This is a genomic window from Methanothermococcus jasoni, from assembly GCF_049075655.1.
Taxonomy (GTDB): Archaea; AGJL01; Methanococci; order Methanococcales; family Methanococcaceae; genus Methanofervidicoccus.
The window spans coordinates 231,298-256,872 of sequence record NZ_CP157522.1 but is presented as its reverse complement, the minus strand read 5'-3'; the positions used below and the strand labels follow the sequence as shown (position 1 = coordinate 256,872).

At 31.6% G+C, this 25,575-nt stretch carries 25 protein-coding genes, 4 tRNA genes and 2 pseudogenes; 15 read left to right on the top strand and 16 right to left on the bottom strand.

What is annotated here, in order from left to right:
* Positions 1-74 precede the first annotated feature (74 nt).
* From Mjas_RS01280 to Mjas_RS01265, 4 genes are all read left to right on the top strand, one after another.
* Positions 75-147 (top strand) — tRNA-Gly (locus tag Mjas_RS01280).
* A 122-nt stretch (positions 148-269) separates the two neighbouring features.
* A tRNA-Gly gene (locus Mjas_RS01275) sits at positions 270-342 on the top strand.
* Positions 343-466: 124 nt separating this feature from the next.
* Entirely contained in the window at positions 467-1,225 is a 759-nt protein-coding gene (locus Mjas_RS01270) for a DUF2334 domain-containing protein (protein ID WP_421077991.1), read from the top strand.
* 9 nt (positions 1,226-1,234) lie between these two features.
* Positions 1,235-1,990, top strand: a complete 756-nt coding sequence (locus Mjas_RS01265; protein WP_421077990.1) for a DUF2334 domain-containing protein — start codon at positions 1,235-1,237, stop codon at positions 1,988-1,990.
* Between the two features lie 8 nt (positions 1,991-1,998).
* Here the strand turns inward: Mjas_RS01265 and Mjas_RS01260 are convergent, their stop codons facing one another.
* Positions 1,999-4,500 (bottom strand): DUF5814 domain-containing protein, encoded by a 2,502-nt coding sequence (locus Mjas_RS01260; protein ID WP_421077989.1) that lies wholly within the window; start codon positions 4,498-4,500, stop codon positions 1,999-2,001.
* An 88-nt stretch (positions 4,501-4,588) separates the two neighbouring features.
* Here Mjas_RS01260 and Mjas_RS01255 point away from each other — a divergent pair, with 88 nt between their 5' ends.
* Together Mjas_RS01255 and Mjas_RS01250 are read left to right on the top strand one after the other, a co-directional pair.
* A complete protein-coding gene (locus Mjas_RS01255) occupies positions 4,589-4,783 on the top strand; it encodes a class III signal peptide-containing protein (protein WP_421077988.1) in 195 nt (64 codons plus the stop codon).
* A 9-nt stretch (positions 4,784-4,792) separates the two neighbouring features.
* Positions 4,793-5,347, top strand: a complete 555-nt coding sequence (locus Mjas_RS01250; protein WP_421077987.1) for an AAA family ATPase — start codon at positions 4,793-4,795, stop codon at positions 5,345-5,347.
* Positions 5,348-5,493: 146 nt separating this feature from the next.
* Here the strand turns inward: Mjas_RS01250 and Mjas_RS01245 are convergent.
* Positions 5,494-5,568 (bottom strand) — tRNA-Arg (locus tag Mjas_RS01245).
* Between the two features lie 81 nt (positions 5,569-5,649).
* On the opposite strand from Mjas_RS01245, the gene crcB reads away from it, so the two are divergent.
* The 3 genes from crcB to purM all read left to right on the top strand — a co-directional run bounded on the left by crcB (position 5,650) and on the right by purM (position 8,109).
* On the top strand, positions 5,650-6,021 hold the full coding sequence (gene crcB, locus Mjas_RS01240; RefSeq protein ID WP_421077986.1) for a fluoride efflux transporter CrcB: 372 nt from the start codon (positions 5,650-5,652) through the stop codon (positions 6,019-6,021).
* 86 nt (positions 6,022-6,107) lie between these two features.
* Positions 6,108-6,995: a damage-control phosphatase ARMT1 family protein gene (locus Mjas_RS01235; protein ID WP_421077985.1), complete on the top strand. Its 888-nt coding sequence runs from the start codon at positions 6,108-6,110 to the stop codon at positions 6,993-6,995.
* Positions 6,996-7,056: 61 nt separating this feature from the next.
* Positions 7,057-8,109 carry a phosphoribosylformylglycinamidine cyclo-ligase gene (gene purM / locus Mjas_RS01230; RefSeq protein ID WP_421077984.1) on the top strand — a complete coding sequence of 351 codons (1,053 nt, stop codon included), beginning with the start codon at positions 7,057-7,059 and terminating at the stop codon, positions 8,107-8,109.
* A gap of 8 nt (positions 8,110-8,117) precedes the next feature.
* Here purM and Mjas_RS01225 read toward each other — a convergent pair.
* Together Mjas_RS01225 and Mjas_RS01220 are read right to left on the bottom strand one after the other, a co-directional pair.
* A pseudogene (locus tag Mjas_RS01225) lies at positions 8,118-8,980 on the bottom strand (NAD(P)/FAD-dependent oxidoreductase); the annotation flags it as partial.
* A 420-nt stretch (positions 8,981-9,400) separates the two neighbouring features.
* A pseudogene (locus tag Mjas_RS01220) lies at positions 9,401-9,521 on the bottom strand (FAD-dependent oxidoreductase); the annotation flags it as partial.
* Between the two features lie 121 nt (positions 9,522-9,642).
* Here Mjas_RS01220 and Mjas_RS01215 point away from each other — a divergent pair.
* A tRNA-Ala gene (locus Mjas_RS01215) sits at positions 9,643-9,716 on the top strand.
* A gap of 304 nt (positions 9,717-10,020) precedes the next feature.
* Here Mjas_RS01215 and sucD read toward each other — a convergent pair.
* Entirely contained in the window at positions 10,021-10,881 is an 861-nt protein-coding gene (sucD, locus tag Mjas_RS01210; RefSeq protein ID WP_421077983.1) for a succinate--CoA ligase subunit alpha, read from the bottom strand.
* Positions 10,882-11,081: 200 nt separating this feature from the next.
* Between sucD and Mjas_RS01205 the strand changes: the two genes are divergently transcribed.
* Entirely contained in the window at positions 11,082-11,309 is a 228-nt protein-coding gene (locus Mjas_RS01205; RefSeq protein WP_421077982.1) for a PspC domain-containing protein, read from the top strand.
* A gap of 314 nt (positions 11,310-11,623) precedes the next feature.
* Positions 11,624-12,379 carry a precorrin-3B C(17)-methyltransferase gene (cobJ, locus tag Mjas_RS01200; protein ID WP_421077981.1) on the top strand — a complete coding sequence of 252 codons (756 nt, stop codon included), beginning with the start codon at positions 11,624-11,626 and terminating at the stop codon, positions 12,377-12,379.
* A gap of 62 nt (positions 12,380-12,441) precedes the next feature.
* Here the strand turns inward: cobJ and Mjas_RS01195 are convergent, their stop codons facing one another.
* Positions 12,442-14,358 carry a beta-propeller domain-containing protein gene (locus tag Mjas_RS01195; RefSeq protein WP_421077980.1) on the bottom strand — a complete coding sequence of 639 codons (1,917 nt, stop codon included), beginning with the start codon at positions 14,356-14,358 and terminating at the stop codon, positions 12,442-12,444.
* 271 nt (positions 14,359-14,629) lie between these two features.
* On the opposite strand from Mjas_RS01195, the gene Mjas_RS01190 reads away from it, so the two are divergent.
* Positions 14,630-15,541, top strand: coding sequence for a homoserine kinase (locus Mjas_RS01190; protein WP_421077979.1), 912 nt, complete (start codon positions 14,630-14,632; stop codon positions 15,539-15,541).
* Positions 15,542-15,572: 31 nt separating this feature from the next.
* Here the strand turns inward: Mjas_RS01190 and Mjas_RS01185 are convergent, their stop codons facing one another.
* A complete protein-coding gene (locus Mjas_RS01185) occupies positions 15,573-16,307 on the bottom strand; it encodes a 7-carboxy-7-deazaguanine synthase QueE (protein ID WP_421077978.1) in 735 nt (244 codons plus the stop codon).
* A gap of 294 nt (positions 16,308-16,601) precedes the next feature.
* On the opposite strand from Mjas_RS01185, the gene Mjas_RS01180 reads away from it, so the two are divergent.
* Positions 16,602-16,817 carry a TRAM domain-containing protein gene (locus tag Mjas_RS01180; protein WP_421077977.1) on the top strand — a complete coding sequence of 72 codons (216 nt, stop codon included), beginning with the start codon at positions 16,602-16,604 and terminating at the stop codon, positions 16,815-16,817.
* Between the two features lie 207 nt (positions 16,818-17,024).
* Here Mjas_RS01180 and Mjas_RS01175 read toward each other — a convergent pair whose 3' ends face one another.
* Together Mjas_RS01175 and Mjas_RS01170 are read right to left on the bottom strand one after the other, a co-directional pair.
* Complete coding sequence (locus Mjas_RS01175) at positions 17,025-17,555, bottom strand: hypothetical protein (protein WP_421077976.1); 531 nt, start codon at positions 17,553-17,555, stop codon at positions 17,025-17,027.
* Positions 17,556-17,567: 12 nt separating this feature from the next.
* A complete protein-coding gene (locus tag Mjas_RS01170; RefSeq protein ID WP_421077975.1) occupies positions 17,568-18,788 on the bottom strand; it encodes a DUF2226 domain-containing protein in 1,221 nt (406 codons plus the stop codon).
* Positions 18,789-19,032: 244 nt separating this feature from the next.
* Between Mjas_RS01170 and Mjas_RS01165 the strand changes: the two genes are divergently transcribed.
* Positions 19,033-19,173 carry a hypothetical protein gene (locus tag Mjas_RS01165; RefSeq protein WP_421077974.1) on the top strand — a complete coding sequence of 47 codons (141 nt, stop codon included), beginning with the start codon at positions 19,033-19,035 and terminating at the stop codon, positions 19,171-19,173.
* Here the strand turns inward: Mjas_RS01165 and larB are convergent.
* From larB to rpiA, 7 genes are all read right to left on the bottom strand, one after another.
* Positions 19,153-19,944, bottom strand: coding sequence for a nickel pincer cofactor biosynthesis protein LarB (larB, locus tag Mjas_RS01160; RefSeq protein WP_421077973.1), 792 nt, complete (start codon positions 19,942-19,944; stop codon positions 19,153-19,155). The genes Mjas_RS01165 and larB overlap by 21 nt on opposite strands.
* A gap of 20 nt (positions 19,945-19,964) precedes the next feature.
* On the bottom strand, positions 19,965-20,765 hold the full coding sequence (locus tag Mjas_RS01155) for a D-aminoacyl-tRNA deacylase (RefSeq protein WP_421077972.1): 801 nt from the start codon (positions 20,763-20,765) through the stop codon (positions 19,965-19,967).
* Between the two features lie 48 nt (positions 20,766-20,813).
* Complete coding sequence (locus Mjas_RS01150) at positions 20,814-21,506, bottom strand: glycosyltransferase family 2 protein (protein ID WP_421077971.1); 693 nt, start codon at positions 21,504-21,506, stop codon at positions 20,814-20,816.
* Between the two features lie 159 nt (positions 21,507-21,665).
* Positions 21,666-23,630: a ferrous iron transport protein B gene (gene feoB, locus Mjas_RS01145; protein WP_421077970.1), complete on the bottom strand. Its 1,965-nt coding sequence runs from the start codon at positions 23,628-23,630 to the stop codon at positions 21,666-21,668.
* Positions 23,631-23,650: 20 nt separating this feature from the next.
* Positions 23,651-23,905, bottom strand: a complete 255-nt coding sequence (locus Mjas_RS01140; RefSeq protein ID WP_421077969.1) for a hypothetical protein — start codon at positions 23,903-23,905, stop codon at positions 23,651-23,653.
* 72 nt (positions 23,906-23,977) lie between these two features.
* Positions 23,978-24,184, bottom strand: coding sequence for a FeoA family protein (locus Mjas_RS01135; RefSeq protein ID WP_421077968.1), 207 nt, complete (start codon positions 24,182-24,184; stop codon positions 23,978-23,980).
* Positions 24,185-24,707: 523 nt separating this feature from the next.
* Positions 24,708-25,418 carry a ribose-5-phosphate isomerase RpiA gene (gene rpiA / locus Mjas_RS01130; protein WP_421077967.1) on the bottom strand — a complete coding sequence of 237 codons (711 nt, stop codon included), beginning with the start codon at positions 25,416-25,418 and terminating at the stop codon, positions 24,708-24,710.
* Between the last annotated feature and the right edge of the window lie 157 nt (positions 25,419-25,575).

The window sequence follows — 25,575 nt, the reverse complement described above, 5'->3', positions numbered from 1 at the left end:
GTAAAATAACACATTACCGAAATGTTTATATATGATGAGCCCCTTTGTATAGTTTGCTCGTGTAATACGAAAAAGCGGCCTTGATGTAGCCTGGTATCATACGGCCCTGCCACGGCCGATACCCGGGTTCAAATCCCGGAGGCCGCATCCTTACAACTTATGGTCTTAGGCTCCAAAACGAGCGAAGCGAGTTTTGGACTTTGGATAGCAACCTTTTTTAAAGGTTGCGTTTGAATCCCGGAGGCCGCATCTTTACAAATACTATATGTGCGCCAGTGGTGTAGCCTGGTATCACTCTGGCCTTCCAAGCCAGTAACTCGGGTTCAAATCCCGACTGGCGCATTTTTTATTTTAGGCAAATGTATTTATAAATTTAAATATATAACTTATTATATAAGTAAAATTATAATAATTCATATATACCTTAACTTTTTAAAAATATACACAAAATATAAAGGGGGAGGCAATGAATAAAAAAATATCATATTCATTTATTTTTTTAATAATTATAATACCATTGCTAATATCCACTTTTGAGATAAATAACAATTATGAATTTGACCCGTTAAGCGATATATCGGATAATACCACTCAAAAACCGATTATTCTTGTCCATGATGTTAGTCCAAAATACTTCAATGAGTTAAAGGATATTGAAAAAATAATAAACAAACACCACTATCAAAACAGAACCTACTTGTTCGTTATAGTAAATCATGCAAATGAATACAACTTAAAAGATTATCCTGAGTTTGTAAAATACCTACACCATTTAGAAAATGAAGGTTATCACATTGAATACCATGCATATAATCATATAAATAGAGAATACGACTGCAATAGGACTGTTGCAGGGGAAAAACTCGACAAATCATTTAAAATATTGGAAGATTGCGGGTTTGATACTAAAAATATAAAATACTTTATTCCACCGAGGTATGGATTATCAAAGGACGCAGAAGAGGTATTTCTAGATAAAAATATCTCAATTATCGTAGGCCCCAATATATTAAAAAAGGAAAATAATTCTATTAAAAGGATTATAATTACGAATAAAGAATATACTTGGTATTTACCTAAGAATCTTACAAAAACTGTTGAACTATTGGCAGTTTCAGATTATAAAACTTCACAACACCAGTTTTGTTTATCAATCCATCCAAAAGCTGTAAATTATGGAGGAGGGTTGAAATTTTTAGATTATTTTTTAAATGAAACTCGATAGGGGGGCAATATGAAAAAAATATTATATCCAATAATCGTATTAGTGTTAATTTTATTGACAATAGCGGCATCTTTTAACACATGTCATTTAAATAATTCGCATTTATGGAATATATCCAATTCCCAACAAAAAAATAAGCCAATAATTCTGATACATGATATAAGTCCAGCATATTTTGATGAATTGAAAGAAATTATACCAATTATTGATAAATACAATTACAGCAATAATACCATTTTATTTGTAATTCCAGATCTTGAAAACCCATCTAGTGGTGGAAAATGGGATTTAAGAAAAAATAAAGAATTTGTTAATTATCTGCATCAATTAGAAAATAGAGGGTATAAAGTTGAACTTCATGGTTATAAACATACTTATCACGAATTCAACTGTTCAAAAAGTGTATGTTCAAAAAAACTCTACAATGCCGAAATTATAATGTCAAAATGTGGGTTTGATAATATGACATTGTTTCTTCCACCTGCATGGGCATTAAGTAATGACTCTATGAAGGTACTTCTTAAACATAATTATACCATAATATTAACTGATAAATTAATTTACCCAAACGGCACTATTGAAAAAATCACAAATAACGAATATACATGGTATATTCCAAAAAATGAAATTAAATTCCAAGAAATCAAAGCATTATTTGATTATGATAATTCACAATACCAATTCTATTTATCACTGCATCCAAAACCAGCATGCTATGGTGGTGGTACAGTATTCCTAGATTACTTCCTAAATAAAACAAGATAAAATATATATTATTTTTTAATTTTTTTCTTTTTTCTATATTTATATGGGTTTGAAATTTTTTCCTTAAAATCCTTTGCTTCATTGGATATATTTTTATTGTAAATGCCTCCTATTCTTTCAACTGCATCCAGAATTTTTATGGTATTTTCAAGATATGAGTATATGTCCCCTGAATAGGTTTGCAGATTGAAGTTTTCATAGATAATCTTTGAAATCTGCGAGGGTGTTTTTTTATTTATCCTTAGATTTAATACATATTTTGAGAAGTATCTTATTATATCCTCCTCAATCATTCCTTCAAATTCTACCATCCACGGCAGAATCCTATCTCTTAAGTCCCTATCGGTTATTTTTGAAATATTTTCCTTTACAATCTCAAAGGCATCTATAAACCTTGTTGGAATATTTGTATGGATTATTTTTGAGATCTTATTTTTTATATTATTTGGAACATATAAATTCTCAAAGGGATTTATTAGGGCAGTTAATTCCATAATTGGTTTATTTAAATTAGTTCGAATAAGCTCGGCATCCTTCGGATACAAAAATGATATTGCCGTAGCATAGCCATATTTTGTAATGTTTATTTTGTTGTTATAGGATTTTATCATATGATAGTCGTTTAATTTATCAATAATATAATCTAAATCGTGATTTTTCCCCATTAATGGAACCTTGTTTAATTCACTTTTATTAACTGATTTATTAATTGATTTCAAATATCTTTCAGCGGAGCTCACACTGGCAAGTATCTGTTCCAACTCTTCATCCTCGGTATATTGCACCACAACATCCTCAGCTTCTGAGCTCAGTAATTTAAATGCCACCTCGTCCTCAGTGTTTCCCATTTTAGCATGGTATTTTTTACCAATCTCCACAAGCATATAGACCTTTCCTCTATCATGCATGCCCTTTCTACCTGCCCTACCGCACATTTGCTGGAATTCTGATGGATTAAGCCAATCTCCACCCATCGCTAAACTTTCAAGAACCGCAGTAGATGCTGGGAAATCCACACCTGCTGCAAGTGCTGCTGTTGTAACTACACACATGATTTTTTGATTTAAAAAATTATCCTCCACCATTCTCCTTCTTTTATACTCCATACCTCCATGGTAGTAATCCGATTTTATTCCTTTTGTATTTAAGAAATTCGAAATATATTCTGCCCTTTTTCTTGAATAGGTAAATATTAAACTCTGACCTCTAAATCCATATTTTGATTTTGTGTTGAACTCTTTTTTAACAATTTCTTTTATTAAATTCAATTTATTATAATCGTTTTTGGCAAAAATAATATGTCTTTCAAGTGGAACAGGTCTTCCATTGTATATAACCACATTTGCATTAAGATTCTTTGCGAGCTCCTCTGGATTTCCCACTGTGGCGGACAAATATATCATTTGAATATTACTTTTTAAGATGTTTTTTAGATACCTCAACCTGCCGATAAGTCCATCAAGCCGAGCTCCTCTCTCCTCCATATTCAATGAATGAACTTCATCAATTACAACAGTTCCTACATCCCTTAATTTTCCAGACCTAACCAAAAAATCAATACCTTCATAGGTTCCAACAACAATATCTGCGTTTATATCTGTATTTATGAATTCTGATTTATCTTCTGATAATCTCCCCATGCCAACCCTCAAACTCACGGTGAGCCCTATTTTTTCATAACGCTCTTTAAATTCAATATACTTCTGGTTTGCTAATGCCACAAGGGGGACTAAAAATAATAACTTTCCCTTGCCTTCCTTTAAATTATTTATGCCTGCTAACTCCCCAATAAGTGTTTTTCCAGAGGATGTTGCAGAGGTAATTATCAAATCCTTTCCATCCAATAAGCCCCCTTTAACGGTGAGTGTTTGAACTGGTAGGAGCTCCTTTATACCTCTATTTTTTATAATTTCCTTTAATTCAGAGGGGATATTCAACTCGTCTATTTTATAGTTTCTTATTTTATCCTCTTCACTACCGGTTAAAACATCATATTTTGTTAAATCAGGGTTATCTAGTGGGTTTTTCATAATAAATAAATCTATTACTTTATTCACATCCTTAAATCTTCGTAAAAGTTTTTCTATAAATTCCTCGTTAATATTCACTTCATGTTTAACTTCCTCCACTGCACAGTCAAAACATATATATTGATTGTAAAATCTGTATCTGTTGCCTTTATCTATTTCGTTGTATCTCCCCTTTATTAGGCAGAATGGGCAGAGCTCTATGTAATTATATTTAATATTATTCTGTTTTAAAAAATCCTCTAATTTTAATGATTCTTCGTCATTATTTAAATAAACCTTTTTACTGGTTTTTAGGATATTCATTACCCTTGAAGGCTGAATTGGTTTTATGTTCCCATCTTTTTCCTCTTTACATTTATATAGGCTTAATTTAGTGTCCGTCCCTCTTAAAGTGCCGTAATATTTTATATTATTTACCAAGTCAATTATTTCGAGTTCTTGTTTTTGTTTTTTCTTTTTTAGTTTTCTTATTATAATCAAAATATCACCAGAATTAAATTATTTATATAAAAAGAATAACATATACCATATTTAATTAAATATACTTTATCATAACTTTGGTGGTTTTATGATAAAAAAAATATGCTCTTGTAGAGGGCAGATTAGCTTAGAATTTTCTATTCTCATGTTTGCAGGTATAACCGCAGCGGCGGTGCTTGGGTATTATATGCTCAAATCCGCAATAAACATTAAAAATACAAATATTGATGCAATAAATAAAACATCGGATGCCACAATGAACGTATTAAAGACGGTGAATTAAGGAGATAACATGAAACTGATAGGTATCACAGGAATGCCAGGCTCTGGAAAAAGTGCAATAATAGAAATAGCAAGAAAATACAATATACCAGTAATTTCTATGGGGGACGTAGTTCGTCGTGAAACTATGAAAAAGGGATTGGAATTAAATCCCGAAAATGTAGGAAATACAGCAGTGGAACTAAGGAAGAAGTATGGAAACGAGGCAGTAGCAGTTCCATGCCTTCAATATATAGAGGAAAATTATAATAACGAAGAAATAGTTATCATAGAGGGCATACGAAGTATGTATGAGGTTAATTATTTTAGAAAATCCCATCCATTAACAATTATAGCAATACATTCTTCACCGAAAACCCGATTTAACAGATTAAAATCAAGAAAAAGAGAAGATGATACATCAGAATGGGATAAATTTGTTGAAAGGGATTTAAGAGAATTGGAGTTTTCCATTGGAAAGGTAATATCTTTGGCTGATTATGTTGTTATTAATGAGGGAGATTATACTACCTATTTAAATAATTTAGAAAAAGTATTAAAAATAGCCATAAAAAATGATGATTAAATTATTTTATAAAATATGATATAAAAATATTATAAAAATACGAGCCCGGAGGGATTCAAACGCAACCTTTAAAAAAGGTTGCCATCCAAAGTCCAAACCTTACTTCGTAAGGTTTGGAACCTAAGAAACGAGTGTTATAAAAAATACGAGCCCGGAGGGATTTGAACCCTCGACCACGGGGTCCGAAGCCCCGCATTCTGTCCAGGCTAAACTACGGGCCCTTACCATACGAGTAAATATATATTCATTTTACATCCCTGTTATATTATCATCATGGTATATAAATATTTATTGGTGAAAACTTGAGAGAGCTCTTAATAATAGGTGTTGGAGGATTCGTTGGAGCAATATTGCGATACATAATAAGTGGCGTTGTTCCAGTTAAATTTGGATTGCCCATGGGAACATTTACCGTTAATCTAATTGGAAGTTTTATAATTGGTTTTATCATGTATTCTTCATTAACATTGGATATTCCACCAGAATATAGACTTTTAATTATTACTGGATTTTGTGGGGCATTAACTACATTTTCCACATTTAGTTATGAAACCTTTTCACTACTTGAAGAAGGATATACTTTAAAATTTATAATAAATATACTTTTGAATGTTTTTGGATGTATTGGCATGGTTTATCTTGGGAGGATGATTTCATTAATTTTATTTAAATAAGATAATGATATTAATGTTTAAGTAATTATCAATTATTTTTTATTTAAAGATTTTTTATTTAAAGCCACCATAGAGAGGGTGATTTCTTGAAGATTAAACCAGAATGTGCAACCTGTATTGTAAGGCAAGTTGTGGATGCCGCAAAAGAAATATCAGATGATGAAAAAAGGCAGTTTGAGATAATAAAATCATGTTTGGATAGTATAAAAGAGGCTTATACGCCTGATGCTGTTCCAGCATGGATGGGAACTACTGTCCATAGATATCTAAAAAAAATAAGTGGAAATCCTGACCCCTACAAAAGATTAAAAAATACTGCAAACAAAATAGCATTAAATTATTTGGAAAAATTGAAAGATGAGTTAAAGCTATGCGATGACGATAATCCATTAGATAGACTAATATGTAAAGTTAAACTATCCATAGCAGGTAATGTTATTGATTTTGGACCATATAGCACAGATATGGATATTAATAAAAAAATAGAAGAAACACTTAGTGGGAAACTAAAAATAGACCGCAGTAAAGAGCTGCTGAATGATTTAAAAGATGCAAATAAAATATTATACATCTGCGACAATGCAGGTGAAGTAGTATTTGATAAAATACTAATTGAGGAATTAAAAAATTACTGCGATGTCGTAGTTTCTGTTAAAGGAGCTCCTATACTAAACGATGCTACACTTGAAGATGCAAAGATTGCAGGAATTGATAAGATTGCAAAAGTAATTACAAATGGAAGTGATGTTATAGGTGTTAGATTAGAGGAATCATCAGAAGAATTTTTAAAAGAATTTAAGGAAGCAGATTTGATAATAGCAAAAGGTATGGGTAATTTTGAAAGCTTAACCGAATACAACATTGAACAGCCAATATATTATATATTTAAGGCGAAATGTCTCCCTATTGCTGAAATGGTAGGAGTTGAAGTAGGAGACAACATACTTTTGAAAAATAACAACCTCCATAAATAATATATAACTATATATAACTACACCCAATATTGTGAAAAATTGCTTTTAAAATGGTGAAAAAATGGTATCATACAAAGACGCAGGAGTAGATATTTACAAAGAAGACAAAATAATAAAGGCATTGGTATCTCAAATAACATTTAAAAGAACTGACAGTATAAAACCAGCAGAGGAACTAAAAGGGCACTATGCAGGGGCAATAGAATTCGGCGATTATTATTTAGTTTTATGCACCGACGGTGTGGGTAGTAAGATGATTGTTGCAGAAATGGCAAATAAATTTGATACCGTTCCCATAGACATGATAGCCATGAATGTAAATGATGCCATATGTATAGGGGCAGAACCTGTGGCACTTGTGGATTATATGGCAGTTGAGGATATAAATGAAGACATAGCGAGACAAATTGGTAAAGGATTAAACGAAGGATTAAAGGAATCCAATATAAACTTAATTGGTGGAGAAACTGCAACACTTCCAGATATGGTAAAAGGAATAGACATAGCTGGAACTGTGCTTGCCGTTGTAAAAAAGGATAAAGTAATATCTGGAAATGATGTAAAAAAAGGAGATGTGATTATAGGACTTAGAAGTAGCGGAATACATAGCAACGGTTTATCCCTTGCAAGAAAGGTATTTTTCGATATTGGAAAGATGGATATTAACGACGAACTACCTCATGGAAAAACTATTGCAGAGGAGCTCCTCACACCAACGAGAATATATGTTAAACCAGTTTTGGAGATGATTAAAAAGGTAGATGTTAAAGGATTAGCACATATCACAGGAGGGGGATTTAGGAAGCTAATAAGGTTAAATAAAAATGTAGTCTATTTAATTAACAATCTTCCAGAGCCCCTTCCAATATTTAAAGAAATACAGAGAATTGGAAATGTTTCAGACGAGGAAATGTTTAAAACATTCAACATGGGCATAGGATTCTGCGTAGTGGTTGATAAGGAAGACGCTGAAAAGGTCATTGAAATCGCAAATCACCACAATATCCCTGCTTATATTATTGGAAAAATAGAGGATGAAATTGAAATAAATGGAGAAAAAATAAGTAATAAGGTAGTTGTGGAATATAAAAACAAAAAAATGATAATGGAATAATTTAAAAATTACAACCCATTTATTTTTTCTCTCCAATTGCCTTCTTTTTTAAAATCCGCATCATTACAAATACCCTCTTTTTTTAAAATTCCTCTTGCAGCTAAAATTCCAGTGGCTGCTGCATTTGTAATATCCCTCGAAATTCCTGCCCCATCCCCTACAACAAATATATTTTTTATATTAGTTTCAAGATTTTCATCCACTATTACCTTCATTGCATAGTATTTGATTTCCGGAGCATAGAGAAGTGTGCAATCACTTGCAACCCCGGGAATGACTTTATCAAGCTTTTCAAGTCCTTCAATGATATCTGTAACTATCCTATGGGGTAAAGCCATGGCTATGTCTCCAGGGCAGACATTTTTTAATGTAGATTCAATACTACTCCTGCCGATTCTTGACCATGTGCTTCTCCTACCTCTTTTTAAGTCCCCCAATCTTTGAATAATAGGCTTCCCTCCACCAATAGTAGTTGCTAAATATGCTATACTCATCCCATAAGCTGTGGTATCCCCCACAGGCTCTGTAAGTTCTATTCTAGTTAAAAGAGCAAAATTTGTATTGTTGCTTTTTTCATCCCTCATAGAGTGTCCATTGACCCCAATAAAATCTTTATATATCTCCCACACAACAAAACCATGGGGATTTGTGCAAAAGGTTCGGATAAAGTCATCATATGTATCAGTATATATATGAAATTTCGGGTCGTGATATATGTTTGTTATGAGCTCCATATAATTGCAGGCACTTCAACCCTAACGCCAACATCAATTGGACCATACTCTGCATTTAAACCTATTTTTTTAGCCACATCATGAAACCAGTTTGCCCCAGCCCTCCCCGTGGCTACGATGATATATATTGTGTTTATTTTAAAAATCTCGTCCTCCCTACTTACGATAAACCGCCGAGAAAGCCAACGATTTTAATCGTTATACAAAACATAGTTTTGTAAAATCTCTTATGAGATTGGATGAGAGGCGGACATTATATCGGCTAGTAAGTAGTAAAATATAAATATGAGAAGATTAATAGTAAGTAACGCTACCAGTCCAAGTATCTATGGGTAGGGTTAGTGAAAACTCTACCGCTGGTAGTGGTTGGAAGTTCAAAAGGTAGCCCTGAACCCATTAATGGGTAGGGGTAGTGGGCTTGGCCACCCGTGTAGGGTTAAACCCTACTAAAATTAGACGAAATCACTTCGTGATTTCGTTGCTCGCTTACTACCGTAAGCGAGAACCCAACGAGTTCACTCGTTGGAGTAGGTCAGATATTCTTTTGTCTATATCAAAACCTTTCTCAACTATCAAAATCTTAAACATGCTATTTTCTGCGAGCTCATACGCGGCAAAAAGTCCTGCTGGACCTGCTCCAATAATTATGACATCAAAATCCTCACTATGTATTTTCATAATCCCCCTCCCTTTTTATATAATTATATATAACCAACATTATTCATCATTTATTATCTTATTATCATATGCAAACCAAAAATTTTATATATTATTAATCACTTAGAAGTCACGTGTTATAGGGCTGGTAGATCAGACTGGGAGATCGCCGCATTGGCTATGCGGAGGCCGCGGGTTCAAATCCCGCCCAGTCCATTTTATTTTTTTGAAATAATCATTTGGAAAAAATAAAAGTATATGTGCTATTTTGGAGATATTATTGGGAAGAGAGAATTAAACCATAAAATAAGAAGACATAAAATAATTTTTTAAAATTAATTTTACTTCATTCTTAATATATGTTGAATAATCATCCTTATTATAAAAAATTAATAAATTTATGTAGGCAGATTAATCAGCGAATTTACAAATTTTCTTAAAAACTTTTTTAGTAAATCCATTTTATTTCTCTAAGAACTTGCCAATTAAGAGATATAATTTAAAAAATCAAATTATAATATTATAACACTTCTTTTAATACCGATGGTATTTCTGAAATCCTCTTTACAACATGAGCTCCGGCATCTTTTAATGTATTCATTTTACTTTCTGCTGTTCCCACACCCCTCTCAATAATTGCTCCGGCATGTCCCATTCTTTTTCCCTCTGGTGCTGACTGACCTGCAATATATGCTATCACTGGTTTTTTCATTTTTTTAATATATTCTGCGGCTATTTCTTCATTACTTCCTCCTATTTCTCCAATCATTACAATAGCATCTGTATCTTCATCATTTTCAAACATTTCAAGTATTTCAATATATCCAAGACCAATTGTAGGGTCTCCTCCTATTCCTATACATGATGACTGCCCAAATCCATTGCTTATTAATTCATTTGCAATTTCATAGGTTAAGGTCCCACTTCTTGAAACCATTCCTATCCTTCCTTCTTTTAAAACTTTCATAGGAATGATACCTAATTTTCCAACCTTTGGGGATGCAATTCCCGGAGTGTTTGGTCCAATTACTTTAACGCCTTTATGTTTTGCATAGTTAAGTATGTCTATTGTATCATGGACTGGAATATGTTCTGTAATAATTACAACAAGTTCAATACCTGCATCAATTGCTTCATAGGCTGCATCCTTTGCGAATGGTGCAGGGACGAATATTACTGAGGCATTTGCACCGTGTTTCTCAACAGTTTCCGCAACTGTATCATATACTGGAATTCCATAAATTTCTGTTCCGCCTTTTCCAGGAGTTACTCCTGCAACTATGTTTGTTCCACATTCAAGCATGTTTTTTGTATGGAAACTTCCCTGCTTTCCGGTAATTCCTTGAACTATTGCTTTTGTGTTTTCATCTAAAAGTATCAATATTTCACCTCTATATTAATAAATCAGAAAATATAAATAATAAATAAAAATAAAATGATACACTAATTACATAAAACATCTAATAATCAAATAGGTTGTAGATATATATTGTCTCTTATTTTAAATAATTTATCAATACTATATTAATAGAATAAACTACTTCGAAGTTATATTCATATGTTTCATTGGAGGGCATACGCATGACTAATGTTAAAAAAAGACTTTATAAATCAGATACCGATAAAGTGTTGTGTGGAGTATGTGGTGGTATTGCAGAGTATTTAAATATAGACCCAGTGATTGTTAGATTGTTATGGGCGATTATTGCCTTATATTGGGGGGCTGGACTTCTATTATATATTATCGCCTGTTTTATAATTCCCAAAAAGCCCGAGAATGAAAGTTCGGAAAATACTGAACATAATTAACATTTAGAACCAAGTGAAGAACATTGTAAAATTATTTATATGATACTTCTTCGGAGCTCCGATTAAAACAAAAATCTTCGGAATTTATTGCTCTCTGCTTCGCCCTGATTTCATTATTCGGATTTTTCGATACCTTTAAATATCTATTTTTATAATATTAATTTGTGGATGATGAGAGTTACCCCCACTGACTGAATAAATAAAAATCATTTATTCAGGATGACGACATCAGCACTGTCTGACACAGCTACCATTTATTAAGATTATTTTATTGAATATATTTTCTTCTTATGGAATCTAAATTATGTGATATTATGCTTTATATCGTTGGAATAGGACCGGGCAATAAAGATTTTTTTACAGAAGAGGCAGAGGCTATTTTAAACAATGTCGATTTAATTGTCTGCTATAAAGGTTATGAAAAATTTATAAAACGATTTAACAAGCCAATTTACACATCTGGAATGAAAAAAGAAATTGATAGAACAAGTTATGCTCTAAATGAAGCGAAAGATAAAGATGTCGCACTTGTATCAAGTGGGGATGCTACAATCTATGGCATGGCGTCCCTTGCCTATGAGCTCCGAGAAAAAAACAATATTGATGTCCCCATAAAAGTAATAAGTGGTTTAACATCTGCAAGCATATGCTCGGCAATATTAGGAGCTCCGCTAAATCATGATTTTTGCGTAATTAGTTTAAGTGATTTGCTCACACCATTGGAAGTTATATTAAACAGAGTTAAATGTGCATTGGAAGGGGATTTTGTTGTTGCAATATATAACCCATTAAGTAAATCAAGAAAAGAGCCATTTTTAAAGACTCTGGATGTTATAAAAAATTATGCAGAAAAACGAAAAATAAATTATGTTATTGGAATCGTTAAAAATGCTGGAAGAGATTCAGAAGAATATAAAATAACCACTTTGAATGATTTAACAAGCAATTTAGATGATTATATGAATTATATCGATATGAACACCACCTTAATAATTGGAAACTCAAACACAAAAATAGTAGATAATAAAATGATTACTCCAAGAGGGTATTTAAATAAATATTTAAAATAAAATTGAATAAAAATCCAAAGGGATTTTTTATAGCTCGAATCTACGGTTCGATTAAAAAATTATCAATTTAATCCAATCTTTTTAACTGTATTCCAGCTGTTTTCATCGATTATATGGATTTCGTCGTTTGAGAATGTGTATATGTAATTGTTAATATACAATGACCTTAAAACATTTGATTTGTGTTTATCGTCTTTTTTCATTGTTATTTTATCATTTTCTATTTTGAACATATAAACATGAGCTCCCACAGGTATTACCATTATATTCTTATCTTTATCCCATAAAAATGCGTGATGGTTGTAAAGAGCAGGGGACCAATATTCAGGAAGTTTGTATTTATCAACTTCTTTTGGATTAGTATGGTCGCTCACATCAAATAACGATATTTTTAGTTTTCTATCATCGCCCTTTCCTATGCCTATAAGTCTATTGTTTCCTATTGGATGCAAGTATGTTGAATATCCAGGAATTTTTAATTCCCCAAGTAGTTTTGGATTTTTAGGGTCTTTTAAACCTATTACAAGCAATGGGTCAGTTTCTTTATATGTGATAATATATGCAGTATCCCCCATAAATCTAACAGCGTATATCCGCTCTCCTTTTTCAAGATTGGTAAGTTTTCCTTTTATATTTAGCTCATCATCAAGAATATACAAATTATTTGTCATTTTATCTCTAAATTTCCAATAGTTCCCTATTGTTGTGGCAACTCTTAAATTGTTGTTGTATTCATCCATTGCAAATTGGTTTATCAATCTTCCAGGAACGCTCCCACTTTTAACTTCAAAGGTATTTATATCTATTTTCATTATCCCAGTTTTTTCCAGCTCTTCCCAGTGTTCTTCAAGGTATATTTCATAGTCCTTGTTTATTTTATTTATTAAATTCATTCTCTCTTCACTTGGAAGGGTTTTGAAATATGCATCCAATATTGTTCTAATTTCAACATACTTTGCTTCATCACCAAAGAGCTCAGAGCTCAGAACTTTATTAATTAAAACGGCAGTGCTATTTGGGAAGTATTTATTGGAGTTTTCCTTTAAGAAGTTGATAAACAGTATGTTTTCATTGGGTATTAAATGATAGGTGAAATAAATGTTGTTTTTTGACATGTATGTTGTGGTATAGTAGGTTCCCGATGTAGCAATTGTATTTTCAATATTTCCGCTATTTACATCTATTGAAGAGATTATATATGTTCTATCGAAATCTCTTGATATAACATCTGGAACTATTGGAATGTAGTATTTATTGTAATTTATTTTTACTCCATTCCAAATTATTGGACAAACTATATAATCAAATTTTGATACAATCAAATACAACTTTCCATTATGAACCCTTGAATCCACATAGGAACCATTTAAATCCATTTTCCACTTTAATTTTGGATTTTTTGGATTTGAAACATTGTAGTTTAATATCTCATCGTTGTTGTAGTCAATTATTATTAAATTGTCATTGCACAAGTAAAGCACACCACCATTTGAAATATCTTTAATAATCTCTGCTGATTCTGGTGGAAGGGCATCTATTATATATGTTTTTTCAACTCCAAAAGAGTGCGGATATTCCGGATAATTTTTTATAATGTGATAACTTCCCGGTGGAGTGAAATAAATATAATTACCATCAGTTTTTACAATATCTGCTTCATCTACGCTTTTTACCTGCACATTGGTTTCAGAATGTCGCTCTACGCCATTTGAATCTGCGGAAATACCTAATTCTGCTGTGGGTAAAGCTTTTACTCTTCCTGATGCAGTATTGAATCCACCAAGTATATTGTAGTATTCATAACTATGAGCTGTTGATTTACTAACAAATTCTTTAAATGTCGCCTCGTCTGCTGGAACTACCTTAAATTCATTTATCTTATTTATCGTATTTCCGTTATCCTTACTATTGTCTATACATCCACAAAATGCTACTAAATATATAAATATACTAATTAAAACAAGAGCTCCCCCTTTCATAATATCACCAAAAAAGATATTTATGATAAATTATTATTTTTAAACTATAAAAGAGTTTTTAAATTCGGTTTGCTGAATTTTATTAAAATAAAGATAATATACAGCCTGTTTTAAGGGGATTTTAAAAACTACCATACTGGAATCATCAGATTTTTAAAAGATAAATTCCATCTTTTCATAATTGCCACCCCCTATATAATATATTATATATTATTAACAACATATGATTTATTATAATTATTATTTAATGCATTATATATTAGGTGAGATTATGAAAATGGTTAAAGTATGTTCTCCCGGGACTTCTGCAAATTTAGGTCCTGGATATGATGTTTTTGGATTGGCACTTTATGAACCTTATGACACCATCACAATTATGAAAACAGATGATGATGAGAAAATAACCATATCCATGGAAGGAGAGAAATGCGAGGAGATTCCAACAGATGTGGATAAAAACACTGCGGGAGTTGTGGCTAAAAAGATGATGGAAGATTTCAATATAAACGACAGTATCCACATTCACATAGAAAAAGGAATAAAACCAGGAAGTGGATTGGGAAGTAGTTCCGCATCCTGTGCAGGAGTTGCTGTGGCAATGAATGAATTGTTTAATTTAAAACTTTCAAAATTAGAGCTCACCAAATACGCATCATTAGGTGAAGCTGTTGCCGCAGGAGCTCCACATGCAGACAATGTTGCACCGGCAATATTTGGTGGATTTACAATGGTTGTTAATTACGAACCTTTGGAAGTGCTCCATACTCCTGTGGAATTTGAAGTGCTCGTAGCTCTCCCAAACATACAAATATCCACAAAAGAGGCAAGGGAGATTGTTCCAAAAGAGATTCCTATAAAGGATATGGTGAATAATGTAGGAAAAGCATGCGGAATGGTTTATGCACTTCATACCAACAACATAGAGCTCTTTGGAAAATACATGATGCAGGATGCTGTGGTTGAGCCATGTAGGGCTTCATTAATAGATGGATACTCAGAAGTTAAGGAAAAGGTAAAAGATTTAGTGTATGGAATTACAATAAGTGGTTCAGGTCCTGCAATTATATCATTACCTAAAAAAGAATATGTTTTGGAAGTTAAAAAAATATTTAAAGAAACTTGGGATTGCCCAATATACTACACAAAATTAGGTCCTGGGGCTTATGTATTGGAAACCAAATAATCATTTCCCAATTTAATTTTTATTTATTTTTTTATAACATGCCCAGATATTTATGCATCTGTGAAGTGCAAATTACATTGTCATTTAGGTGAGCTCCGCATAATTCCATAATATCCAATAATTTCTTTTGAGTGGGCAGGGATTTGACATTTAAACATGAGCTCACAGGTTGTATGCATAACATAATATTTCCAATATCGGATAAATCCTTTGCAATATCTCCTATAACCACTGGATCTGTATTTTCCATAATTACTATCTTTGCATATACATTAGAACCTAAGTCATATAGTTTTTTTATGGATTTTAATTCGTTTTTATAGAGTTTTTCGTAATCTTCGATTTTTATATCATTAAAATGTTCTGGAAGCTTTATATCTATTGAAGCATAGTCAAAAAAACTTATTCTATCGGGATACATGCCATTGCTTTCCAGATGAGTTTTATAACCTAAATCATGAAGAATTTCAGAATATTTTTTTATTTCATTGGAATATAATAAAGGCTCTCCTCCTGTAAATGATACTGCAAATAAATCAGGAGTTTTTAATTTACCTATCACATCAATTAACTTATCTTCTATATCGGGACATTCTTTAAACTCTCCACTTCCAGGAATCTCTTCAACTCTGCATGGAATATTATCTTTTACATATTCATCGCAGTATATGCAGTTCAGAGGACATCCTTTAAATCTAACAAAAATGTATCTCCTTCCAATGAAATTTCCTTCCCCCATAATGGACGAAAATATCTCACTAATCAAAAAATCACCATTAATCTTTTTTAATATCATTATAGGTAATTATTATTAAATATTTAAGGCTTTTTTTTCATAATCCATATATCCATAAATTGAAAGTATATTCGACAAATAGAGACACTTTGGTTTTTTAGATGCGATATATGCGGACAAATGCCGATAAATGCCCGTATTGGCGGTATATATTTTATTGTTTCAAATAATAAACAATAGATAGGTTTATATACTATAAAACCAAGTTATAATTAACCATAAATATGGTGAATAAATAAATATATTTCTACTTAGGTGAATAAAATGGTTTTTGGCGAATACAGACAAAATGAAAGAAATGTTCCTGTCGTTGAAGGAAAAGAATATGATGTAACAATTGAAGATGTAGGAAGAGGGGGTGACGGAATAGCAAGAATCGAAGGATTTGTTATTTTCGTCCCTAGCACTACAAAAGGAGAAACACTCACAATTAAAATCACATCAGTAAAACAAAAATTTGCTTTTGCTGAAAGATTATAATTGTTTTCTTTTATTTTTTTATTTTTTATCATTTTTAATCGATTTATTTAAATTAATGACTTTATAATGTTTGCTAAAAAAGAAGGTAATCTACTAAATGACCAACAAAATCTAAAACTTAGTATTTATATAAAAATAAGGCATCAGTTTTTTAAGATTTTCTCATCATAATCAGCCGGGGATAACATCATCATCTGCCTTTTCTTTTTAATTCGGAATGTATCTGTCAAGAATATTTAATATATCTTTTGTTAATTTCTTTTCGTTGATTGAATCAATTTCGATATTTGAGCTAACGATAACATATAATGAAGTATTATTTTTAACAATAGGTAATATGTATCTATATCCCTCTTCACATTTAATACTTACTTTTAACAGATTGCTATTTAGTGATTTATTGACATTTTGAAATAATGCACTGTATTGTGCAGAGTCCTCATCAGGGTCTTTAAGTGTAGATACAATAGGTAAACCCTCCTCATTAGCTATGGTTATGTCCAATACATCATTTTCAAAAGCTATTTCTAGTAAATCATATTTATCAGATAATTTTTTATTATTTGATTTTACCGTATGTTTTTTTAGTTCAAGTAATCCTTCTATAATTTCGTTTTCAAGTTCTTCTTTTTGTTCCTGTTCCCGCCTAGATTTTTCCAACTTGTATATCTTCCAGACTGAGAATGTAATAAAAAATCCTAAAATTGACATTATAACAAATATATATATGAGCTCCATAAAACACACACCCTATACTAACTCGATAGATACCTTTGAATCCAGGTCTATAATGTAGTTGTTTAATATATTATATATCCCATCTTTTATATATGGTATATCCAATTCCCTTTTTATAATCCCAAATCTTTTTTTAGGTTCTAATTTGATTTTGCATTCGCAGATGTATCTTTGATTATATTCTAGTGAGATATTTATTAAAAAATTTTGGATATCCTTTTGATTTTTTAAAAATTCTGAAATTTTTTCCTTTAAATCATCTTCCATGTTTTTTAATTCATACGCATCAGGAACTAGAACATTTTGAATAATGTTATCTATCATATCATCATTTGGTGCATGTATCCCCAGTTTTTTTAGAAGTTCTTCTTTACATAATGGTTCATCGTTTTCATCCGTAGTAGGGGGCATTTCTTTTTTCTTAGATAGGTCAGATATAAATTCCCCTAAATTCTCTTCATCTGACCCACTTTTGTTTTCATCATGTTCTAGATTTTCCTTTTTTAATTTAATATGTGGATAATATTCTGTTAAGATATTTACTTTTTCAACATTATATTCATATATATCTATTATTGCATCTAAATTATTTAAGAGCTCCTTAATAAATATATCTGCGTCATTTCCAAATAACACTCCATTGTTATCTTCATAAGCAGCCAAAATGGGCTCTTTGTTATAATATACAATGTAGGCTCTTTTAAATCCACCATCGTCTTTTTTAAATATATCTAATAATCTATAACCTTCCAAATATTCTTTATAATCTCCATTTATCCCCATTTTTAAGGGTTTTCCGCTGGGAATGTCCAATATTATTTTTTGATATTTGCATGAGGATTGGCTTTCATGTATTTTTTCGTCCATGCTTTCATTTTCGTGATTTGCTTTTTTTACTTTTAATTCGGATTTATCTAAAAACATCTCTTTAAATAAGTCTTTCATTAGGTTTAATTTGCCTGCATCATATCGGTATAACTCCACAATACATCTATTTTTTTTCATTTCCTCGATATATTCAATTGCCTTACTTCCAAAGGCTTCGGTATTGTTGTAGTTGTAATAATACCCCACAGGCACATTATTTTCTAAAAAAATATATCCCTCTTCAAAATCGTTATCTTTCTTTATCGATAACCTCATGTATCCATTAAAATTCTGCAAGCTTTTATTTAACTCTTCGCAATCCTCGCCTATTTTCAAAAAAGTTCCTTCAATAACTTTGGTGCTCATTTTCGTTCCCTTAAAATATTTTTTATAATAAGTATATCCCAAATTCTTGCCGTTTAAAACTGTTTAGTTTTTTGTGAGTATTTGTGAGTGTATGGGAGCATTTAGTTTTCGAAATGTTTATATAGTGTTTTCATGCATAGTTTATAGTGTCAATCTAATCAACCCCAAGACTTTCCTAAACCTCTTTTAAACATGTTAAAACATCCAACAAATTGTCGAATTGATGGGTGGAGTTGGGGTCCCCATGACAGGGGAGGAGACTGATGACATGCTCCCAATGAACCCAGAGGGATATAAGGTTGATGACGCCCAAGTCCAATGTGAGCATTTACTAACCAACGCTCTCACATTGGACAGACCCCTATTAATCTCCATTAGAATTTGAAATATTCAACCGTTTATATATGTTATAAGCCATCAATCCTGCAAATATTCCTGCACCAAAACCATTATCCATATTTACTACCGCAAGTCCTGGGGCACAGGAATGAAGCATTGTAAGAAGTGGAGTTTCTTTTACGCCGTATCCTGTTGAGGTTGGAACTCCAATAACTGGGACATCCACAAGAGACGCCACTACTGATGGTAGAGCTCCTTCCATACCTGCAATTACAATTATGCAGCAAACATCTTCATCTATCATTTTTTTTAATGGTTTTGTAATTCTGTGCATCCCCGCAATTCCAACATCATAAGCAGTTAATACCTCACATCCCATTAATTTTGCGGCTTCTTTTGCCTCCTCAGCCACGGGAATATCAGAAGTTCCTGCTGTAATTATTCCGATTTTTCCAATGCTGTCAATTTTATAATTCTTTTTTGTGAGGGATATTGTTTTTGCCATTTCATTAACATCGATAGTAAATTCATCAATGTCTTTCATATTATTTAATAATTCAACCACTTTTTCAATGTCATTTACCCTAGTTGCAAGTGCCGTGCCGTTGTCTTCTGCAAGTTTAAGGAGAATCTCTGCAATATCCTCTGTTTTTTTCCCTCCTCCATAAACCACCTCTGGAACTCCTGTCCTATTTCTTCTATTAAAATCCAGATTATATAGCTTTTCTATTTCATCAAGATGAAATAATTTTAATTTTTTTTCTACTTCCTCTAAGGTTAATTCTCCTTTTTTAAATTTTGTAAGAATCTCTCTCATGATATCACATTATATTTATATTAACATAAATCTTTAACTTTTTTCCATAAAATATCGTTTTTTTCAAAAAATTCTATGTATCTTTTTTTATCCTCGCTATTAAGTCCCTTCCAATCAAACAATATATAATCAAAATCCTGTTTAATTAGTATTTGGTTAAGAACCTTCTCAGAAAGTTTGGCATATTTTGGAATAATATATCCCACATAGCATTTATTTGACAATACCAATTTTGTAAATCTCGGAGCATAATGCCCTCCACCGAATCCAACAACTTTGTCCAAGACATTATAATTTTTATTTTCAATGGATTTAATTGTGTCTATAATTGATTTTGCAATTATTTCCCCAGCTTCTTTAATTTCCCATTCTTTCTCGGAGCTTCCAATTTCAACGAATACCGATGGAACATTTAAATCAGTAGGTCCATGATGAACTGCCTCAAATGACACTTCAAAATTAAATTGACTATATTCTTCTAAATTGTTGTATTTAGAAATATTTTTAAGCAAAAGAGAATTTAAAACTCCATCACATGGACATATTTCTTCAATATTTCCGCCGTGTGAATTGTCAGTTGTTAAATTTCCAGAAGTATGGACTGTTAATGTTGGTTTTTTGCTTTCACTTCTGTGTTTTGATAGAAAAATATAATAGTCATAATCGTTTGGTAGGTCTTTCTGTGAGAGCTCCGTAAGTTTTTTGTCGGTTTCAAAAAAATAGATATTTTCTTTTAAATCATCTAAATTTAAATTATTCAGATTGTTTTTAATGTTCATCCCAGCTAAATCCTTTGTAGAGTAAATTAATAAGTATTTCATATTATCACATATTATGTTGTAGTGTTATGTGGTATTAACAATGTTATTTTAAATCAGTTTATGAATTATAAGCTTTACAAGTATTTTAAACCCAGTAATCACATTTGTTCCCCTAGCCATAGAGTAATCTGTATATATCGTTTTTATAGGGATTTCCTTAAATTTCAAATTATTTCTTTTGATTAAAACAACAAATTCAGAAGAAACTTCATATTTATTACTTTTTAATTGGTTTATTAGTATCTTCGCGGCTTTATTGGAAAATGCCCTTAAACCGCTTTGGCTGTCTGTAATAAAATGTCCGCCCATTAAGTATGTTAAGAAATTCAAACCCCAATTTCCTATTCTTTTTATCTTTGGCATATTTTTTACTTCTTTTTCATCCATCAACCTGCTTCCTATTATAACATCGTAATTTTCATTCAAAATAGGTTTTGCAACCTTTTCAATGTCCCTTGGGTCGTGCTGTCCATCGGCATCAAATGTAATTATTATCTTTGGATTATACTCCAATGCACATTTTATGCCTGTCCCCAGAGCTCCGCCTAATCCCCTGTTTATAATATGTTTGCAAACAATAACTCCCTCTTCTTTTGCTATGTTGTAGGTATTGTCCCTACTTCCATCATCTACAACAATTATGTTTTTATAGCCTTCATCTTTTAATTTTTTTAAAGTGTTTCCTATCATTTCTTCTTCATTGTATGCCGGAACCACCACGTATATATCATTTTTATCCATACTATCCCCATTATAATGAACTAAAATGAAACAAAATAAAAATTAATATTTATTTTATTAAATTTGTTTATTATTTAATTATTTTAATTATTTTAATTACCTAGTTATTATTTTATTTATATCTCATTCTATTTTAATTTTTTTAATTTTTTTATTTCCTTAGAATCCAAGAAGTTTTCCAATATTATATATGACGATACCAACTACCGTTGCCAAGGATATATTGTATGCTACGCCAAATAAAGTCCATTTTAAACTTTTTGTTTCCATATATTGTGCCGCAACTGTTGCTAAACATGGAATATACAGAACAGATACAAGAGTGAAAACAAAGGCCTTCAATGGTGTTAAAGCGGAGCTCACCTCACCACCATAAACTATGTTCATTGTAGATACTACGAGCTCCTTTGCGACAACTCCAAACATCAAGGAAATAACCCCTCTCCAATCAATGCCCATCCATAAAGTAATATGCTCTAATATTTTACCTATTGCAATTGCATAGCTGTTGTCAATGCTTGGGTAATTCAACAGCCCATAAAATGCAAGAGAGCCTGCCACAATAACGGTTCCTGCTTTTTTTAGAAATGCCTTGCTTCTTTCCCATGTTATTTTTAAAATATTTTTCCAGTCGGGTGTTCTATATGGCGGTAATTCAAATATAAACTCCTCAGGTTCTCCTTTTATTAATTTACCCAATAGATATGAAACAGCCCCTAGTAAGATAAACACGATTCCCAATATTCCAAGAGTAAATAATGTTGCATATTGTGGGAAAAATACGGACGCCATAAATCCTATTACTACAAATCTTGCCGAACATGGAATCAAAGGTGCCACAAGTAATGTAATAAGCCTTTCTCTATGGCTAGACATAAACCTTGTAGCCATTAATCCAGGAACATTACATCCAAAACTTATTATAAATGGGATAAATGCCTTTCCACCAAGTCCTATTTTCGACATTACCTCATGCATCAGAGCTGCCACTCTTGATAAATACCCGCAATCTTCCAATATTGCCAAAGAAAACATTATTAACACAATTTGTGGGAAGAACTCCAATACTCCGCCGACTCCTGACAATGCACCATCTACCACAAATCCGGCATATGTGGCTGGAAGTATTTTTGTCAAATAATCTCCAAGATAGTCAAAAAACATGCCGATATATCCAGAGAAGAAATCTCCAAACCCAAATACAAAACTATACATTAAATACATAACAATTCCAAAGATTACAAACCCATAAACGGGATGAAGTATTATTGTGTCGATATCTTCATGCAGTTGGCTCTCAGTCATTATGTCCTTTAAAATTTCGTCAGATTTTTTATATCTCTGTTCAACAATATAACTTTCAATATCGTGTTTTATTTCATTTTCAATATTATTTTTTATATTTTTTACAAAGGCTAACAATTCTTTTTTATCTTTAAATTCTTCTAAAACCTCGGGGTCTCCTTCAAGCAGGGATATTGCAAGCCATCTTTTTGGAACAGATTTGAATTTTTCACCTAATTCCAAATTTTTGCATTCTTCTATTTTTTTAACAATTTTTTCAATGGCATCTTCCAATATTTCAGAATAAGTAATTTCGCAGGGTTTTTTAGGTTTATATTTATAAATTTTTTCCTTTAAATCTGGTATTCCAACATTGTATCTTCCAGACATTTTTATAACTGGTAATCCTCCTAACTTTTCACTGAGCTTTTTCTCATCAACAACTATTCCGTATTTTTCAGCTTCATCAATAAGATTTAAACATAAAATCGGAGACTTGCCGAGCTCTATAAGTTGTAGTGTTAAATATAAATTTCTGTTAATATTTGGGGTGTCGATTACATTTACAATTATTATATCCTTATTTTCAAGTATGAAATCTCTGGCTATCTTCTGGTCTATGGAATTAGACATCAAAGAATATATTCCAGGTAAATCAACTACTTTAAATTCTGCGTTTTTATATTTTAACAGACCTTCCTTTTTTTCAACAGTCACACCTGGCCAGTTTCCTATTTCCTGCCTCATTCCAGTGAGTGAGTTAAATAATGTGGTTTTTCCAACATTGGGCTGACCAGTAAGTGCCACTATTTTTTTATTATCGTTGTTATTATTGCCCATTTTCACACCATTTCATCTATTCATCTATTATTATCTTTTTCTTTATAATATTTTATGTATGTTTCACACCTATCTTTATTTGAACAGCAGGAGCATGAGTGTTTAATAATATATTTTAAAATATGGTTTAAATGTTTTCGAAGCGAATCCAAAGGATTCGCTGATTGAGACAAATTCCTTTGGTTTTTGTCGAACTTATAAAACCTCGAAGGGGTTTTGTCAAGTTTAAAAATATTTGATTTTACAGTTTTCGATTTATTCATATATTTATTCATATATTTCCCCATATATTTTAGTGAGTTTAAAATGTTTAATTATGATTAAATAAATTATTATAATATATAAGATTATTCCACAAGTATAGAATTTGCCATGCCCCTTCCTATGGCTATTTTGCAATTTCCTATTCTTACAAGTATAGGTCCCCTTTTATTTGAAGAAATCACTGTTATTTTAGAACCAGGAATTATGCCGAGCTCATGGAATTTTTTGCATGGGCTTGCTATTTTTACAACGGTATATGTGCCCGGGCTTTTACTCAAAAGACTTTCCATTTAACCACCAATAATATATTCTATCCTAAAAAATATCATACACACTTTTAACCAAATGTTTCAAATATTGTTAAATAATAATACCATAAGTTTTAAATACTTATTACGAACTATGTTTTATAGTAAGTATCACTTTAATACTATTTCTTCCGACTTTAAATGAAAAATTATACAAAGTAAGCAATTAGATGAAATGCTTCGCATTTCATTGCATTTCCAAGCGTCGAATCGAATTCGAAGAATTCGATGACTCCCGAAAATCTTTTAGATTTTCGTCGAGTAGCGAAGGAAAACTTAAAACCGAAAGGTTTTATGTCGTTGCTAACGCAAGCGAACCGCGAATCCAGTAGCGGGTAGGAGGGTGCGGGTCTCACCCCATAAGTCGAGTTGGGGACGGCAACGAAACCAGCAATGAGACTTATAAATCAATTGGTTAATTTGAACTATCAAATGATATACTTTGAAACAAATGAAACCAATTGCATGACCTAAGAATATAAAAACATATAAAATATAATTAAAATTATTTACTCAATATTTTAACTTTTTTTGGGCTTCCAACAAGAACCTTATCTACTTTTGTAAATATTCCATTTTCTATAACTCCTGGAATATTGTTTAATTCTCTTTCAACTTCTTCGGGATTTTTTAGGTCAATAAATACATCTATAATCATATTTCCATTATCTGTAATTACTGGGCCCATTTTTCTATCAGCCATTCTTATTGATGGTGCGGCATTTCTTTTTAATAATTCATTTAAAACGGTGGAATATGCAAAAGGTAAAACCTCTAATGGAACTGGTGTTTTGTCGCCCAATAAATCTACAATCTTATTTTCATCCACCATAACCACAAATTCCTTTGCACAGTAATCTATTATTTTTTCTCTTGTATGGCATCCTCCGCCCCCTTTTATAAGACAGAGTGATTCCTTATCAACTTCATCAGCACCATCAACAGCAATATCTATTTCACCATATTCATCAAGTGAAACCAAAGGAATTCCATATTGAATAGCAAGCATTCTAGATTCAAATGAAGTTGGTATTCCAAATATACTTAATTCCTCTTCTACCACTCTTCTTCCGAGCTCTCTTATGAACAAATTTGCAGTAGAGCCTGAACCAAGGCCTACAATCATTCCATCTTTTATAAGATTTGCCGCTTCTTTTGCTACCATAAATTTTGCATTTTCCACATCAGATGATGATTTTGAACTACTTTTTGCCATAGTTTTCCTCCTTTTTTATGATGGTATTAATATAATATTTTCTTTTATAATTTTATAATTTTTTTAAAAAATTTAATATATATACATATCTCATTTCACTATAAAAAAAGAGTGATGATAATTTTATAGTTAAGTAAAATAATTCAAAATAAAATAA